This is a genomic window from Amycolatopsis plumensis, assembly GCF_042652605.1.
Lineage (GTDB): Bacteria > Actinomycetota > Actinomycetes > Mycobacteriales > Pseudonocardiaceae > Amycolatopsis > Amycolatopsis plumensis.
On the sequence record NZ_JBHSJY010000001.1, the window covers coordinates 9,408,020 to 9,423,028 of the forward strand.

Sequence of the window (15,009 nt, forward strand, 5' to 3'; positions counted from 1 at the left end):
GCACCGGGACCGGCGCGCTACAGCAGGGGCGCCCGCTCCAAAGCCGCGCGCAGCCCCGCGACGACCTCGTCGGCCGGGCCCGCGATCGTGCAGCCCGCGGCCTGCCGGTGGCCGCCGCCGCCGAACTCGGCCGCCACCGCCGAGACGTCGATCCCGGTGGAACGCAACGAGATCTGCCACTGCTCCGGGTGCGCCGGGTCCTGTTTGAGCACCGCCGCGACGGCCGCCTCGCGCACCGAACGGACGACGTCGACGACCGACTCGACCTCCTCGCCGCGGACCGTGCGCGCGGCTTCGACGGAAACCACCGCGTGCACGAAACCCCGGCCCTGCGCGGCTTCCGGCTCCAGCCGCGCCTCGCGCAGCACGGACGAGAGCATCGGCAGCCAGGCGAACGGGCGCTCGTCGACGATCCGGCGCACGATCACCTCCGGGTCGGCCCCCGCTTCCAGCAGCCGGGCCGCCATCCGGTGCGTGTCCGGGCTCGCCCGGCGGAACCCGCTCGTGTCGGTGACGATCCCCGCGTAGAGCCCGCGGGCGATCGGCTCGTCCAGCTCCGCGCCCAGTGCCTCCAGGACGCGGAACACGAGGACCGCGCTGGCCTCGGCGTGCTCGTCCACGACGTGGCAGGTGCCGTAGAAGGTGTTGGTCGCGTGGTGGTCGATCACCAGCACCGCGCCGGCGAGCTCGACGCGCCCGGCGAGCCGGCCGAGCCGCTTCGGCGTCGGCGTGTCGACGCACACCAGCAGCTCCTCGGAGTCCGGGAGTGCGTCCGGGTGGGTGAGCAGGCCGTCCTCGTCGAGCCACCGCAGCGTCTCCGGGGCCTCGTCGGGCTCGCCGAAGGAGACGCGCACGCGGGCGCCGCGCTGCCGCAGCGCCCGGCCGAGGGCCAGTGCGCTGCCCAGCGCGTCCGCGTCCGGCCGCACGTGGCCGAGGATCGTCACGTCGCCGGCCGACGCGAGCAGGGCCGCCGCGTCCCGGATGTGCTGCACCGAAGGAGGGGTCACGGTGCGTCACGCTACGCTCTGCGGGATGCCTGAGTACGCGATGCTGGTCTACCCCTCGGCCAACCGGGTCTACGCCGCCTCCTCCCCCGCGCTGCTGCGCGCCGAGCTGGCGGTGTTCGGCGCGGCCCTGGCGGCCGAGCTGTCCGCCATCGAGGAGGTCGAGCTCGGCGGCGTCGGCTACGTGCGCTTCACCAGCTCGGCACCCCTCGGCGAGCGCGACCTCGCGCTGCTGTCCAACCTCTCGTCGCTGTATGCCCTGTTCGAGCTGGGTGACGGCGTCCTCCGTCCGGTGCGCGTGACACCGCTGGCCAAGGCCGATTCGGACCTGCTGACCATCCAGAAGTACGCGGGCAAGACCAACGAGCTGTTCACCAAGCTGCTGGTGAACGTGACACTGCTGGCGACCGCGGACCCGTTCTCGGACCGGCCGAAGTACCTGCTCGACCCGCTCTGCGGCCGCGGCACCACGCTGAACCAGGCGATGATGTACGGCCTGCACGCGACCGGCCTGGACGTCGACGCCAAGGACTTCGAGGCCTACGAGGCGTTCATCAAGACGTGGCTGCGGAACAAGCGCGTGAAGCACACCGCCGAGTCGGGCCAGCTGCGGCGCAACAAGGTCCGGCTCGGCCGTCGCCTCGACATCGAGTACGCACTGGACAAGGAAGCGTACAAAGCGGGTGACACGCGCAAGCTCACCTACTTCAACGCCGACACGCTCACGACCGACGAGGTGCTGCGGGCGAACTCCTGCGACGTGATCGTCACCGACGCCCCGTACGGCGTGCAGCACGGCAGCCACCGCGAAGCCGGGTTGCAGCGGAGCCCGCGCGACCTGCTCGCGGCGGCCGTCCCGGTGTGGACGCGGGTGCTGAAACCCGGTGGGGCGCTCGGCATTTCGTGGAACACCACCGTGCTGCCGCGGGAAGAGCTGGTCGAGGTGCTCCGGAAGGCCGGGCTCGACGTGCGCGAAGGCGGGCCGTGGGAGGAGTTCGCCCACCGCGTCGACCAGGCCATCCTGCGTGACCTGGTCGTCGCCGTGAAACCCGCGTCCTGAGTCGACAAAGCGCTACGCGGTGAGCTCGGGCTTCACCGGCGCCTGCCCGTTCGCTTCCGGTGCTGCCGCCGGAGCCGGAGCGGGCGGCGTGCTCAGGCCGCGCTTCACCGAGTCCAGAATGGACAGTCCCTGGCCGACCAGGCCGGCGGCCATCTCGCCGAGGCCGTCGGCGCCGTTGAGGATGTTCACGTTCGCCCCCGACAGGCCCCGCCCGGCTTCCTTGACGATCTGCGGCAGCTGGTCGATGAGCATCCGGTCGAGCGCGACCCGGTTGTGCGACGCCGCCGCCTCCGCCTGGATGCGCATCTTCTCCGCCTCGGCGACGGCCAGGATGCGGATCCGCTCGGCCTCGGCGTCGGCGGGCTTGATGACCTCGGCCACCAGCTGCTGCTGCCGCAGTCCGGCTTCCCGCTGGGCCAGCTCGGTGCGCGCGTCGATGACCTCCTGCTGCGCCTTCGCCTGGGCGAGCGGACCGGCCTGGGCGGCCTGCGCCTGTGCCGCCTCGACCTCGGCGCGGTACCGCGCCTGCACGATCGACGTCTGCCGGGCGTACTCGGCCTGCGTCCGCTGCGACTCCTGCTCGGCCTCCGCCGCGGTCTTGTTCGCCACGGCCTGGGCGATCTGCGCGTCCCGCTGGATGGCGGCGTTGTGCGGTGCGGCCATCGCGGCGATGTAGCCGAGCTTCATGTCGTCGATCGACTGGATCTGCAGGGCGTCGACGGTGAGCCCGATCTTCGCCATCTCCACCGCGGAGCCGTCCAGCACCTCGGTGGCGAGCTTCTGCCGCTCGGTGATGATCTCCTCGACGGTCATCGACCCGATGATGGACCGCAGGTGCCCGGCGAAGATCCGGCCGGTCAGCACGGACATCTGGTCCTGGTCGGAGAGGAACCGCTGGCCGGCGTTGACGATGCTCTCGGTGTCGTTGCCGACCTTGAACGCGATCACCGCCCGGACCGTGAGGGCGATGGCCTGCTTCGTCACGCACACTTCGGTCACTTCCGCCTCGCACATGGCGAGCGTGAGGAACCGGACTTTCCGGAAGACCGGCATGACGAAGGCACCGTGGCCGGTGACGACCCGGAACGGCGACGCGCCCTTGCTGTTCTTGCCCCCGGAGATCAGCATCGCCTCGTTGGGAGCAGGCACGCGATAACCGAACATCGGCTGTCCTTTGGAAAGCACTAAGAAGCGGGATCCGAGGCGTCCCACGCCACGACGTCGACCGTGCGCCGTCCCCGGGTTTCCACGACCAGGACGGTCGTGCCCTTCGGCAGCTCCGTGTCGGACCAGGCAAGGAAGGTTTCCAGGCCTCCCCTGATCCTGATCAGCACCTCCCCGGGGCCCCGCTGCCCGCGGGTGCCGACCAGGAGGACTCCGGTGCGGCCGGACGGGGAAAGGTCGGAGTGCACGGGTGCCGACCTCCCCTCGGTGGCCGTCTCGGTGCGGGGCGAACCCCCGCCCGTCCCATTGTGCTCCCGCCGGGCGCACCCGGTGGGCACTGTGAGGTTCCGATCAGGCGGGCAACCGGGCGAGCCGCCCGGGCGTACAGCCGTCGCTATACTCGCCGACTGTGACCGTCGAGCAACGTCCCCTGCGCGCGGACGCCCGGCGCAACCGCGAGGCGCTGGTCGCGGCGGCGCGGGAAGTGTTCGGCGCCAAGGGGGTCGACGCCCCGCTCGACGAGATCGCCCGGCGCGCCGAAGTGGCGATCGGCACCCTCTACAACCGGTTCCCGACACGGGCGGACCTCGTCGAAGCCGCGTTCCTGCCGACGCTGGAAGAGGCGCAGGCCGTGCTGGAGGAGGCCCTCGCGTGCGAGGACCCGTGGGACGGTTTCGTCCTGTTCCTCGAACGTTCGGTGCTGATGCAGGTCTCCGACCGCGGCTTCACCGAGGTGTGCTCGCGGACGTTCGACCCGGGATCGGGTCTGGAGAAAGCCAAGCAGGCCAACGGTTCCCGGATGCACCGGATCATCACGCGCGCCCAGGAGGCCGGTGCGCTGCGGAAGGACTTCCGGGGAACCGACCTGCCGATCGTGTTCGCGGCGGCGACCGCCACCCCGGACTGGCGGCGCGCGCTCGGCATCGTCCTCGACGGCCTGCGCGCGCGATGACCTGGCTCGCCGACACCGCCACCTCCTACGACACGGTGGCTGCGAGCTACGCGGACTTCGTCTCGGACGCGCTGGAGAAGCAGCCGTACATGCGGGCGGCCCTGGCGTTGTTCGCCGCGGAGGTCGACGGGCCCGCGGTGGACGTCGGCTGCGGCCCGGGGCACTTCACCGCGCACCTGGCTTCGCTCGGGGTCGACGCGTCGGGCGTCGACCTGTCCCCGGGCATGGTCGACCTGGCCCGGCGAACCCACCCGGAGCTGCGGTTCGAGGTGGGGTCGATGACGGACCTCCCGCTGCCGGACGCGTCGGTAGCCGGGGTGCTGGCGTTCTGGTCGCTCATCCACGTCCCGGACGACGCGGTGCCGGCCGCGCTGGGCCACTTCCACCGCGTCCTGCGGCCGGGTGGCCTGCTGGTGATCGGCTACCACGTCGGCGCGGGCACCCGGCTGAAGACCCAGGGCTACGGCCACCCGATGCGGGTCCACGTCCACCTGCGTCAGCCGTGGTGGCTGGCGCGGCGGGTGCGGGAGGCCGGGTTCACGGTCGAGGCGGAGTGGTCGCTCGACCCGGAAAACCCGGTGTCGCAGGCGATCCTGTTCGCCCGGCGCGGCTAGGAGCCGGTCGCGCAGAGCCGCCGGTCCGTGACGATGCATGCCTGACGGTCTCGCGGCCGCGCAGCGTTACGCCGATCAGGTGATGCGAGGTATCCGCGTCAACCGGCGGTCGCAGGTGGGCGTGTCGGTTCCGCAATGTGACAAGTGCGAACCGAGGGAGAAGCCGATCGCTCGCGCCCCGCGCGCCGGCTGCGCACAGTTCGCGCTCGGCAATTCAATGGACTGAGACATATCGGATGTTCCAAGAATGGAGAGATTCAGTGACGAGCCGACTTCGGACGTGGTCCACCTTCATCGTCGGCATCGCTGCCGCCGTCTTGACGGTCCTACCACCGGCAGTGGCGGCCGCCGACACACCGCCGTCAGGGTGCGGCTTTCACAAGGTCGGCGGGACCCGGGCGCTCGCCTACTTCAACAACTGCAGCATATATGCCGTAAAGATCCACGTGGACGTCGTCTTGGACCCTGACCGAGAGTTCTGCGTGTCAGCGAAGAACGATTACCGATTGGGAACGTACGGGACAATTCTTCCCGGGCGGATCCAGAATGCATGGTCGCTTTACGTTTGTTGATTTGACACGATCTCAAGCAGACAAGAAAGGATGCCTGAATTGCTCACGATTCGAACAGGTGGAAAACTGGCGGCAGCTGTCGCCGCCGCGGCGCTGGTGCTGACCGGTGCCGAGGCCGGGGTAGCGCTGGCTGACACGCCACCCTCAGGGTGCGGCTTCCACGTCAAGGATCCCGGGAACCCCGTCTACTCGAGTGCATGGTTCAACAACTGTTCGTACTATCCGACGTTGGTGCACGTCGACGTGTCCCTTGCCAGGGACCGGAATGTCTGCATCGCGCGCAAGTCGGACACCTTCTTGGGAGAGTACGGCTCTGGCATCGGGGAAGTCCGCAACGCGTGGAGCATCGGCACGTGCGGTGCCGCATAGACGAACCTGTCGCCGACCGTCGGGGCCGCGGACGGTTGTGTCACACGATCAAAGGCACAACCGTCCGCGGCCTGACTGATCACGCGCGGCCATGGCCGTGCTGGAGTACCCCATGATGGACTTCATGGTCCGCTCGGGGACCTCCTGCAGCAGGAGTACTGTCGCGGCGGTATGGCGGGCGTCGTGAAGCCGCGCCCCGCGAGCCGGCCCGGCGTGAGCAGGAGCCGCATCGGCAGGCCTCGCCCGTCGACAGCGAGGGAACCTGGGTGCTCAGCCGCTAGGCGAAGGCCTGCTCGGCGAAGCTGAGGCCGCCGCGCTGCGCCATGGTCAAGACCTGCCGGTCGACGTGCTGTGGTGGTGTGCGCAGGTACTGCCGGAAGCCGCGGGCCCGGAACCTGAGGTCGAACTCGTGCCCTTCGAGGTGCCATCCCGGGTACGGGCGGTCGTCCGGTGGCGCCAGCCGGTGGAGGTCCGAGAGCTCCAAGCCGCCGTGCAGGGGGCCGAGCTCGCCGGTGATGTCCCAGGCTTCGTCGAAGACCAGGGTCGCCGGGGCGATCCAGAACGTGAAGTGCTTCTCGCCCCGGGCGGGATCGACCCAGCGGACGATGTAGTCGAGGTCCAGCACCAGCCGGCCCGGCAGCGGGTCGTCGTCCTCCAGGACGCTGAGCGCGTGGATGTGGCTGTCGTGCCAGCCCATCTGCGGGAAGTCGGCGTCGGTCCAGACGGCCTTGGACACCTCGGTCACGACAGGCGCTCCCCCACGAACTTCACGATCTCCGGTAGTACGCCTTGCCAGTATTCGTCATCGTGGCCGCCCGGCGAGAAGCGGGACACCTCCGGCGAAACCGCCTTCACCAGCCGCCGGTCGGCGGCCAGGAACGGGTCCGACTCGCCGCACCACACGCCCAAGCCGCCGGGGCGGAGCTCGGCCGTGTGCCGCAGGGGTTCCGCGTCGCGCCAATTCGCCTCGTCCGCGAACACCTTGCGGCTGCGGGCGTCCGGCCAGCTGACGAACAGCGCCGCGCTCGCCGTGGCCACCGCCTTCAGCTCCGGGTGGGCGCGGGCGAACCGCAGGGCGCCGAAGCCGCCCATCGAAATGCCGAACACCGCCGACGGGGGGCGCAGGTCGCGGGCCGTCAGCCAGCCCGGGACTTCGTCGACCAGCATGCGCTGCGGGTCGTCGGCACCGCCGGTTCTCACCCAGTAGTGGTCGCCGTCGAGGGCCGCGATCGCGAACGGCGGCGTTCCGGCGCGGACCGCCGCCGTGAGCACCGCCGGGACCCCCAGGGAGAGGAACGTCCGGGCCCGGGCGCCGCGGCCGTGCAGGGCCAGGCACACCGGCAGGCCCCCGGCCGGGACGCCTTCGGGCGTGATCAGCACCAGGTCGACGTCGGTGCCGCGGGCCGCCGAGGGCATGCGCTGGACCGTCACCGGGTCACGCGGCGCGACCGGCCGGGTGGGTGCCGGCACCGGGGGCGGTCCGGGCGGGGGTTCGGCAGCCGAGCAGCCCGCCAGCAGCGCCAGTGCGCTGCCGGCGAGCAGACCGCGGCGGGAGAGCACGGGTCAGCCCCGGCTCTCCTCCTCCGCGAGCTCGTCGTCTTCGGCGTCTTCGGTCTCGCGAGGCGCCTTGTACGGGTCGGCGTCGCCCGCGTGCTGGGCGCCGGTCGCGCGGCGGGCGACCTCGGCGTCGGCCTCGCGGGCCTTGGCCAGCAGGTCCTCGATGCGCTTCGACTCCTCGGGAATCGTGTCCGCGACGAAGGTCAGCGTCGGCGTGTAGCGGACGCCGGTGCCCTGCCCGACCTTCGTGCGCAGCACCCCGCGCGCCGATTCGAGCGCCGCCGCCGCACCGGCGAAGTCCGGGACGGAGTCCAGCTTCTCGCCGAGGACCGTGTAGTACACCGTCGCGTCGTGCAGGTCGCCGGTGACCTTCGTGTCCGTGATGGTCACGTAGTCCAGCCGGGGGTCCTTGACCTCGTGCTCGATCGCCGACGCGACGATCTGCGAGATCCGCTTGGCGAGCTTGCGAGCCCGAGCAGGATCGGCCATGTCGTTCTCCTAGGAAGATCTAATCATCGGGGCCGAGCAACCGGCGGCGGGCGGCGAGCAGTTCGAACTCCGGCCGGCTCGCCACGTACCGCTCACACGAGTCGAGCACGTCCCGGACGTGCTCGCCACCTTCGGCGACCACGGCCACCCCGATGAGGGTCCGGCGGTGCAGGTCGGTGTGCCCGGCTTCGGCCACCGACACGGCGAAGCGCTTGCGCACCTCGGCCAGCACCGGACGGACCACGGATCGCTTCTGCTTCAGCGAATGGACGTCACCGAGCAGGATGTCGAGCTCGAGAGCTCCGACGAACATAGGCAAATTTTGGGGTGGTGTCGTAGGGATGGGAACCCCGGGTGTGCGGCGGTAAGCCGCACACCCGGGGACACAGGCATTACGCCCGCGGCTTCTCGCGCTGCTCGTACGTCTCGATCACGTCGTCGACCTTGATGTCGCCGTACGAACCGAGCGTCAGACCGCACTCGTAGCCCTCACGGACCTCGACCACGTCGTCCTTGAACCGCCGCAGCGAGCTGATCGGCAGGTTCTCCGCGACGACCGTGCCGTCGCGCAGGAGACGGGCCCGGGCGTTGCGCCGGATCTCGCCGGACATGACCAGGCAACCCGCGATCGTGCCGATCTTGGAGGACTTGAAGACCTCGCGGACCTCCGCGCGGCCCAGCTCGACCTCTTCGTACTCCGGCTTGAGCATGCCCTTGAGGGCCTGCTCGATCTCGTCGATCGCCTGGTAGATGACCGTGTAGTACCGGACGTCGACGCCCTCGCGGGTGGCCCGCTCGGTCGCCTTGCCCTGGGCGCGGACGTTGAACCCGAGGACGATCGCGTCGGACGCGGTCGCCAGGTCGATGTCCGACTCGGTCACGCCACCGACACCGCGGTGGACCACGTTCAGCTCGACCTCGTCGCCGACGTCCAGCTGGAGCAGCGAGGCTTCGAGGGCCTCGACCGTACCCGAGTTGTCACCCTTGATGATCAGGTTGAGGCTGTTCGTCTCCTTCAAGGCGGAGTCGAGGTCCTCGAGGCTGACCCGCTTGCGGCGCGACGCGTTGAGCGCGTTGCGCGTGCGAGCCGACCGGCGCTCGGCGATCTGCCGGGCGACGCGGTCCTCGTCGACCACCAGGAAGGTGTCGCCCGCGCCCGGCACCGACGTGAAGCCGATGACCTGGACGGGCCGCGACGGCAGCGCCTCGGTGACGTCGACGTTGTGCTCGTCGACCATCCGGCGGACGCGGCCGTAGGCGTCACCCGCCACGACCGAGTCACCGACGCGCAGCGTGCCGCGCTGGACCAGGACGGTGGCCACCGGGCCGCGGCCGCGGTCGAGGTGCGCCTCGATCGCGACACCCTGGGCCTCCATGTCCGGGTTGGCCCGGAGGTCCAGAGCGGCGTCGGCGGTCAGCAGGATCGCCTCGAGCAGGCCGTCGATGTTGATGTTCTGCCGCGCGGAGATCTCGACGAACATCGTGTCGCCGCCGTACTCCTCGGCGACCAGGCCGTACTCGGTCAGCTGCTGCCGGATCTTGTCCGGGTTCGCGCCTTCCTTGTCGATCTTGTTGATCGCGACCACGATCGGGGCCTTGGCGGCCTGCGCGTGGTTGATCGCCTCGACCGTCTGCGGCATCACACCGTCGTCGGCCGCCACCACGATCACCGCGATGTCGGTCGAGTTCGCACCACGGGCACGCATGGCGGTGAACGCCTCGTGACCCGGGGTGTCGATGAAGGTGATCAGGCGCGGGTTGCCCTCGAGCTCGGTCTCGATCTGGTACGCACCGATGTGCTGCGTGATGCCGCCGGCCTCGCTCTCGCGGACCTTCGTCTTCCGGATCGTGTCGAGCAGGCGGGTCTTACCGTGGTCGACGTGACCCATGATGGTCACGACGGGCGGCCGGACCTGCAGGTCCTCTTCCTCGCCGGAGTCTTCGCCATACGTGATGTCGAAGGTCTCCAGGAGCTCGCGGTCCTCCTCCTCGGGGCTGACGACCTGAACGTTGTAGTTCATTTCGCCGCCGAGCAGCTCGAGGATGTCGTCGGACACGGACTGCGTCGCGGTGACCATCTCGCCGAGGTGGAAGAGCACCTGCACCAGCGAAGCCGGGTTGGCGTCGATCTTCTCGGCGAAGTCGGTCAGCGAGGCACCGCGCGGCAGCCGGATCGTCTCGCCACTGCCCTTGGGCAGGCGGACGCCGCCGACGCTGGGCGCCTGCATGTTGTCCATGTACTCCTGGCGCTTCTGCCGCTTCGACTTGCGGCCCTTGCGCGAGGGACCACCGGGACGCCCGAAGGCACCCGCGGTACCGCCACGGCCACCGGGGCCGCCACGACCGCCGCCGCCACCGCGGAAGCCGCCGCCACCGGCCGGGGCACCGCCACCGGGACCGCCGCCACCCGGGCGGAAGCCGCCGCCACCGCCGCCGCCACCGGGGCCGCCGCGGAAGCCACCGCCGCCGCCACCGCCACCGGGACCGCCGCGGAAACCGCCGCCGCCGCCACCGGGACGACCGCCGCCACCGGGGCCGCCACGCGCGCCGCCACCGGGGCCACCGCGGGCGCCGCCACCGGGACCGGCGGGACGCTGCGTGCGGCCCGGCATCATGCCGGGGTTCGGCCGCGGGGGCATGTTGCCCGGGCTCGGCCGGTTGCCACCGGCGCCACCACCCGGCCGCGGGGCCGGACGGTCACCGCCGGCGCCACCGCCGGGACGCGGGGGCCGGTTGTCGCCGCCCTGGCCGCCGCCGGGGCGCGGAGCCTGCGGACGCGGGGCCGGGGCGCCGGAACCGACGCCGAACGGGTTGTTGCCGACGCGCGGGGTGCGCGGGCCGGGCTTGGGACCGCCGGGCTTGGGGCCCTGCGGCTTCGGCGGGACGACCGAACCGGTGCCGCCCGAGGAGGACACCGAGGGCGTGGCCGGGGTGTCCTGCTTGGGAGCGGCCGGAGCCTCCGCCTTCGCGGCCGGGACCTGCTCCTGGGGGGCCGGCGCGGCAGGCTGCTGACGCGGGCCGGGCCGCGGGCCGGGGCGCTGCCCCGGGGTGGCGGGCCGCGGCGCCGCGGGCGCCTGCTGCTGGGGTGCGGCCGGAGCCGGAGTGGGCGTCGCCTGGGCCGCCGGAGCCTGCGGGGCAGGCGCGGGGGGCTTCGGGGCGGCGGGTCCGGGCTTGGCGGCCGGCGGACCGGGGCGCGCCGACGGGCCGGGGGTGGGCTTCTTGGCGCCCTTGGGGGCGTACGCGTCGCGGAGACGGCGGGCGACGGGCGCCTCGACCGTGGACGACGCGGACTTGACGAACTCGCCCTGTTCCTTCAACTTCGCGAGCACGTCCTTGCTGGTGATGCCGAGCTCTTTCGCGAGCTCGTGTACGCGGGCCTTGCCTGGCACAACTCTCCTCATCTAGGGGAGGCCAGGCGGAAAACCCGCTGACCTCGTCCTTATTGTCTGACGCTCATGGCTTCAGCTTCACGGCTGACTCATGACGGGTCGACCTGCTTCCTTGCTTCCTCGCGACCCCGGGGACGTCCCGGGCTCGTGGTGCGTGGTCCGTGGGGCTTCGGTGCGCCCGACGTGCTCGCGGACCTCCGCGGCGTCGAGCGCCCCGGGAGCCCGCAGGGCCCTCGGGAAGGCTCGCCGCCGTTCGGCCTTGGCCAGGCAGTCCGGGTCGGGGTGCAGCCAAGCCCCCCGGCCCGGCAGCCGCCGACGCTCGTCGACGACCACCCGCCCGGCCACCGCGACCACGCGCAGCAGCTCACCGATCAAGGCCCGCCGCTTGCAGCCGACACAAGTCCGCACCGGGGAATTCCGGTGGGGCTGGTGCTCGGCTACCCGCCGCGGGCTTCGAACCACTCCTGAGTCTAGCGCTTCGACCTTCACTCAGCCGAACCGGTTGTCGCGGCGGGCCGCGGCGGACGGGCGTGGTCTTGATCACCCTCGTCGTCCGCCGGTGCGGCGTCGCTGCGGATGTCGATCCGCCAGCCGGTCAGGCGGGCGGCGAGGCGGGCGTTCTGGCCCTCCTTGCCGATCGCCAGCGACAGCTGGAAGTCCGGCACCACGACGCGGGCGGTCTTCGCCCGCTCGTCCACGACTCGTACCGAAACAACCTTCGCGGGCGACAGCGCATTCCCGACGAAGCGGGCCGGATCCTCGGAGTAGTCGATGATGTCGATCTTCTCGCCGGCCAGCTCGCTCATCACGTTACGCACGCGCGCGCCGACCGGGCCGATGCAGGCGCCCTTGGCGTTGACGCCCGGCACGGTGGACTTGACCGCGATCTTCGTGCGGTGCCCGGGCTCGCGCGCGACGGCGGCGATCTCGACCGTCCCGTCGGCGATCTCCGGCACCTCGAGCGCGAACAGCTTGCGCACCAGGTTCGGGTGCGAGCGCGAGAGCGTGATCTGCGGGCCGCGGTTGCTGCGCGACACGGTGACCACATACGCCTTGATCCGGCTGCCGTGCTCGTAGGACTCCCCGGCGACCTGCTCGCCGGAGGGCAGCACGCCCTCGGTGTCACCCACCTGGACCACGACCATGCCGCGCGCGTTGGCGCGGGCGTCGCGCTGGATGACACCGGCGACGATTTCGCCCTCCTTGGTGGAGAACTCGCCGAAGGTCTTCTCATGCTCGGCGTCGCGCAGCCGCTGCAGGATGACCTGGCGCGCGGTGGTGGCGGCGATCCGGCCGAACCCCTCGGGGGTGTCGTCCCACTCCTCGTCGACCTGGCCGTCGTGGGTCAGCGTGTGCGCGAGCACGCGCACCAGGCCCGTCTTGTGGTCGATGTCGATGCGGGCGTGCGGCTGGTGGCCCTCGGTGTGCTTGTACGCGGTGAGCAGGGCCGTCTCGATGGCCTCGATCACCGTTTCGAAGGGGATGTCCTTGTCCCGTTCGATCGCCCGCAGTGCGGCGATGTCGACGTTCACTTCGACCCCTTCTCCGTCTCGGCCTGACCGGCGCCGATCATGCCGGACGCGTCGTCTTCGAGCAGTTTCAGGTCCTCGGCGGGCGGCTGCTTGAACTCGATCTCCACGACCGCCTTCGCCACGTCGGCGTAGCGGACGTCGCGGAGCTTGCCGCCGGCCAGGACGCGGGCGGCGTCCTCGCCCGCGTGACCGACCCGGCCCACGAAGGGCGCCCCCTCCACCGGGCTGATCTTCACCAGGCGGAACCGCGCGCGCCGCCAGTGCCTCGGCTGGGTGAGCGGGCGGTCGAGGCCCGGCGAGGTGACCTCCAGCGTGTAGGCGCTCGCGAGCACGTGCTCGTTCTCGTCGAGCGTCGCCGAGACCGTGCGGCTGATCTCGGCGATCTCGTCCAGCCCGACCCCGTCGTCGGAGTCGACGACGACCTTGACCAGCTGGCGCCGGCCGGCCTGCTGCACCTCGAACGAATCGAGGTCGAAACCCGCGGCGGTGACGGCTTCGGCCACTATCGGCTGAAGCCGGCTGGCGAGTTCTCCTGGCACGTGGGGGTCTCCTTGCTCGGGCTGGGTGGTCGGGTCGGTGGTGGACCAGCTTATCCGGTCGCCCGCTCACCCCGCGCGAGCGGCGGGGCCGCCCCGGGGCCTGGCAGGATGGGGCGGCGTGACCGGAAGACCGACCGAGCTGACCCGCCGTGGCGCCCTCCGCGCGGGGGCGCTGGCCGCACTGGCCGTTCCCCTCGCCGCCTGCGGGCCCGGCTACGACGAAAGCCCCGACCCCCTGCAGCCCCTGCTGGCCGCCGCCCAGGCCGACGCCGACGCCGCGCGGGCGCTGGCCAAGGGCGCGGACGCCGACGCCGCCGGCCAGCTGGCCGACGCGCGCGCGGCACACGCGGCCGCCCTGAAGTCCGAAGTGGACCGGCTGAACCGGCCCAAGCCGTCGCCGTCGCCCAACCCGCCCGCCCCGGCCGCGCTGGGCGGTTTCAAGGAACGGCTGGCGGCCGCGCGCAAGCAGGCCGAAGACCTCGTCGGCGGGCTGCCGCGCTACCGCGCCGGGCTGGCCGCGGCGGTGGCGGCGGGCTGTGCGGCGCTGCAGCGCACCGCCCCGGCGCTGGGGCCGGGCGAGGACGCCCCGAAGGTGGGCACCGCCCCGGCCGGCGCGGTGCCGCCGGAGGCCGTGGACCCGCTGCAGGTGGCGCTGGCCGCCGAGCACGCGGCGGTGTGGGTGTACGGGCTGGTCAGCGCGTTCCTGCCGGACGAGTTCGGCGACGCGGAGAAGAGCGGCGCGGCCGAGCACGCCGTGCGCCGGGACTTCCTGCAGACGGCGCTCTCGGCGGCCGGGGCGACCCCGGTGGCCCCGGAAGCGGCGTACGTGCCGAAGAACCCGGTGACGGACGCGAAGTCGGCGTCCCAGGTGGTGGCGACGGCCGAGGCGGACTGCGCGTCGGCGTGGCTCGCGGTGATCGACCACACCGACGACGCGGGGTTGCGGACCACGGCGTTGCACGCGCTGATCGCCGCCTCCCGCCGCGGCACCCCCTGGCGGGCCGAGGCGGGCGAGAAGCCGGTGGCGATCGCCCTGCCCGGCCAGTCCGGCTGACCCGGCCTCGTGAGTGAGAAACAGTGTTAGAACACTGTTTCTCACTCACGAGGGCTGCGGCAGGGGGCGGTCAGGAGTGGAGGTCGGCCGAGAGGCGCAGGGCGTCGTCGGCGATCTTCTCGATCAGGTCCTTGTCCTTGTGCTTGGCGTAGAAGTCGGCCAGCACGATCGTCGTGTTCGTGCCGTCGACCTTCGAGGAGTACGCCGCGTCCGCGCCGCTCACGCTGGGCGTGCCGGTGCCCGCGAACGTCTTGTCCTTCACCAGGTCCGTGACGTTGCCCGTCTCGTCCTGCTCGGTCAGCGTCTTGAGCGCCTTCGCCTTGGCCGAGTCCGGCATGCCGACCACCGCCACCGACACCAGCGCCTTCGCGCCGCCCGACTCCGTCGTGTACAGCGCCCGCACCAGCGACTGGCACGGGTTGTCCTGGAAGAAGGCCTTCGTCTTGCCGTAGGACTTCTCGACGCAGTCCGTCGTCTTCGCCGGCCCCGAGACCAGGGTGAACTCGAACTGCCCGGTGTTCTGCGCCGGCGGCTGCGCGACCGGCCGGTCCGGCGCCGAGTCGTGCCGGATCAGGTACCACAGCAGCCCGGAGACGACGGCGATCGCGACCAGCCCGGCGCCCCTGAGCAGCAGGGACCGGGTGTCGCGAGCCGGCGGCCCCGGCACGGGCGGGCGGGGCTGCGGGGGCACCGCGCCCAGCGGGGCCGTGTCGG

General features: G+C 71.8%; 18 protein-coding genes and 1 pseudogene. 6 read left to right on the forward strand and 13 right to left on the reverse strand.

Annotated elements, in window-relative coordinates; genetic code table 11:
* Positions 1-17: 17 nt before the first annotated feature.
* Positions 18-1,007, reverse strand: coding sequence for a DHH family phosphoesterase (locus ACFPLC_RS45345; protein WP_378202434.1), 990 nt, complete (start codon positions 1,005-1,007; stop codon positions 18-20).
* 25 nt (positions 1,008-1,032) lie between these two features.
* On the opposite strand from ACFPLC_RS45345, the gene ACFPLC_RS45350 reads away from it, so the two are divergent.
* The gene (locus ACFPLC_RS45350) at positions 1,033-2,064 is read left to right on the forward strand and encodes a TRM11 family SAM-dependent methyltransferase (protein WP_378202437.1); all 1,032 of its coding nucleotides are present in this window, start codon (positions 1,033-1,035) and stop codon (positions 2,062-2,064) included.
* Positions 2,065-2,076: 12 nt separating this feature from the next.
* Here the strand turns inward: ACFPLC_RS45350 and ACFPLC_RS45355 are convergent, their stop codons facing one another.
* Together ACFPLC_RS45355 and ACFPLC_RS45360 are read right to left on the reverse strand one after the other, a co-directional pair.
* Positions 2,077-3,228 carry an SPFH domain-containing protein gene (locus ACFPLC_RS45355; protein WP_378202440.1) on the reverse strand — a complete coding sequence of 384 codons (1,152 nt, stop codon included), beginning with the start codon at positions 3,226-3,228 and terminating at the stop codon, positions 2,077-2,079.
* A 20-nt stretch (positions 3,229-3,248) separates the two neighbouring features.
* Positions 3,249-3,476 carry a hypothetical protein gene (locus tag ACFPLC_RS45360; RefSeq protein ID WP_003084005.1) on the reverse strand — a complete coding sequence of 76 codons (228 nt, stop codon included), beginning with the start codon at positions 3,474-3,476 and terminating at the stop codon, positions 3,249-3,251.
* Positions 3,477-3,637: 161 nt separating this feature from the next.
* Here ACFPLC_RS45360 and ACFPLC_RS45365 point away from each other — a divergent pair, with 161 nt between their 5' ends.
* The 4 genes from ACFPLC_RS45365 to ACFPLC_RS45380 all read left to right on the forward strand — a co-directional run bounded on the left by ACFPLC_RS45365 (position 3,638) and on the right by ACFPLC_RS45380 (position 5,735).
* On the forward strand, positions 3,638-4,180 hold the full coding sequence (locus tag ACFPLC_RS45365) for a TetR/AcrR family transcriptional regulator (RefSeq protein ID WP_378202443.1): 543 nt from the start codon (positions 3,638-3,640) through the stop codon (positions 4,178-4,180).
* Positions 4,177-4,794 carry a class I SAM-dependent DNA methyltransferase gene (locus tag ACFPLC_RS45370; RefSeq protein WP_378202445.1) on the forward strand — a complete coding sequence of 206 codons (618 nt, stop codon included), beginning with the start codon at positions 4,177-4,179 and terminating at the stop codon, positions 4,792-4,794. Before ACFPLC_RS45365 ends, ACFPLC_RS45370 begins: the two co-directional genes overlap by 4 nt.
* A 236-nt stretch (positions 4,795-5,030) precedes the next feature.
* Positions 5,031-5,366 (forward strand): DUF6355 family natural product biosynthesis protein, encoded by a 336-nt coding sequence (locus ACFPLC_RS45375; RefSeq protein WP_378202448.1) that lies wholly within the window; start codon positions 5,031-5,033, stop codon positions 5,364-5,366.
* Between the two features lie 30 nt (positions 5,367-5,396).
* Positions 5,397-5,735 carry a DUF6355 family natural product biosynthesis protein gene (locus ACFPLC_RS45380; RefSeq protein ID WP_378202451.1) on the forward strand — a complete coding sequence of 113 codons (339 nt, stop codon included), beginning with the start codon at positions 5,397-5,399 and terminating at the stop codon, positions 5,733-5,735.
* A gap of 48 nt (positions 5,736-5,783) precedes the next feature.
* On the opposite strand, the pseudogene ACFPLC_RS45385 reads toward ACFPLC_RS45380, so the two are convergent.
* The 9 genes and pseudogenes from ACFPLC_RS45385 to rimP form a co-directional block, all read right to left on the reverse strand.
* Positions 5,784-5,936 (reverse strand): annotated as a pseudogene (locus ACFPLC_RS45385) (site-specific integrase); the annotation flags it as partial.
* 76 nt (positions 5,937-6,012) lie between these two features.
* Entirely contained in the window at positions 6,013-6,480 is a 468-nt protein-coding gene (locus ACFPLC_RS45390) for a hypothetical protein (protein ID WP_378202453.1), read from the reverse strand.
* On the reverse strand, positions 6,477-7,295 hold the full coding sequence (locus ACFPLC_RS45395) for an alpha/beta hydrolase (RefSeq protein WP_378202455.1): 819 nt from the start codon (positions 7,293-7,295) through the stop codon (positions 6,477-6,479). The genes ACFPLC_RS45390 and ACFPLC_RS45395 overlap by 4 nt, the downstream gene beginning before the upstream one ends.
* Before the next feature lie 3 nt (positions 7,296-7,298).
* Positions 7,299-7,781 carry a 30S ribosome-binding factor RbfA gene (gene rbfA, locus ACFPLC_RS45400; protein WP_378202458.1) on the reverse strand — a complete coding sequence of 161 codons (483 nt, stop codon included), beginning with the start codon at positions 7,779-7,781 and terminating at the stop codon, positions 7,299-7,301.
* A 19-nt stretch (positions 7,782-7,800) separates the two neighbouring features.
* Complete coding sequence (locus ACFPLC_RS45405) at positions 7,801-8,094, reverse strand: DUF503 domain-containing protein (RefSeq protein ID WP_378202461.1); 294 nt, start codon at positions 8,092-8,094, stop codon at positions 7,801-7,803.
* Between the two features lie 79 nt (positions 8,095-8,173).
* The gene (gene infB / locus ACFPLC_RS45410; RefSeq protein WP_378236210.1) at positions 8,174-11,170 is read right to left on the reverse strand and encodes a translation initiation factor IF-2; all 2,997 of its coding nucleotides are present in this window, start codon (positions 11,168-11,170) and stop codon (positions 8,174-8,176) included.
* Between the two features lie 78 nt (positions 11,171-11,248).
* The gene (locus tag ACFPLC_RS45415) at positions 11,249-11,578 is read right to left on the reverse strand and encodes a YlxR family protein (RefSeq protein ID WP_378202467.1); all 330 of its coding nucleotides are present in this window, start codon (positions 11,576-11,578) and stop codon (positions 11,249-11,251) included.
* 77 nt (positions 11,579-11,655) lie between these two features.
* A complete protein-coding gene (nusA, locus tag ACFPLC_RS45420) occupies positions 11,656-12,702 on the reverse strand; it encodes a transcription termination factor NusA (protein WP_378202470.1) in 1,047 nt (348 codons plus the stop codon).
* On the reverse strand, positions 12,699-13,241 hold the full coding sequence (rimP, locus tag ACFPLC_RS45425; RefSeq protein WP_191317302.1) for a ribosome maturation factor RimP: 543 nt from the start codon (positions 13,239-13,241) through the stop codon (positions 12,699-12,701). The genes nusA and rimP overlap by 4 nt, the downstream gene beginning before the upstream one ends.
* Positions 13,242-13,359: 118 nt before the next feature.
* Here rimP and ACFPLC_RS45430 point away from each other — a divergent pair, with 118 nt between their 5' ends.
* Positions 13,360-14,295 carry a ferritin-like domain-containing protein gene (locus ACFPLC_RS45430; protein WP_378202473.1) on the forward strand — a complete coding sequence of 312 codons (936 nt, stop codon included), beginning with the start codon at positions 13,360-13,362 and terminating at the stop codon, positions 14,293-14,295.
* 70 nt (positions 14,296-14,365) lie between these two features.
* Here the strand turns inward: ACFPLC_RS45430 and ACFPLC_RS45435 are convergent, their stop codons facing one another.
* A complete protein-coding gene (locus ACFPLC_RS45435; RefSeq protein ID WP_378202526.1) occupies positions 14,366-14,962 on the reverse strand; it encodes a hypothetical protein in 597 nt (198 codons plus the stop codon).
* Positions 14,963-15,009: the final 47 nt, after the last annotated feature.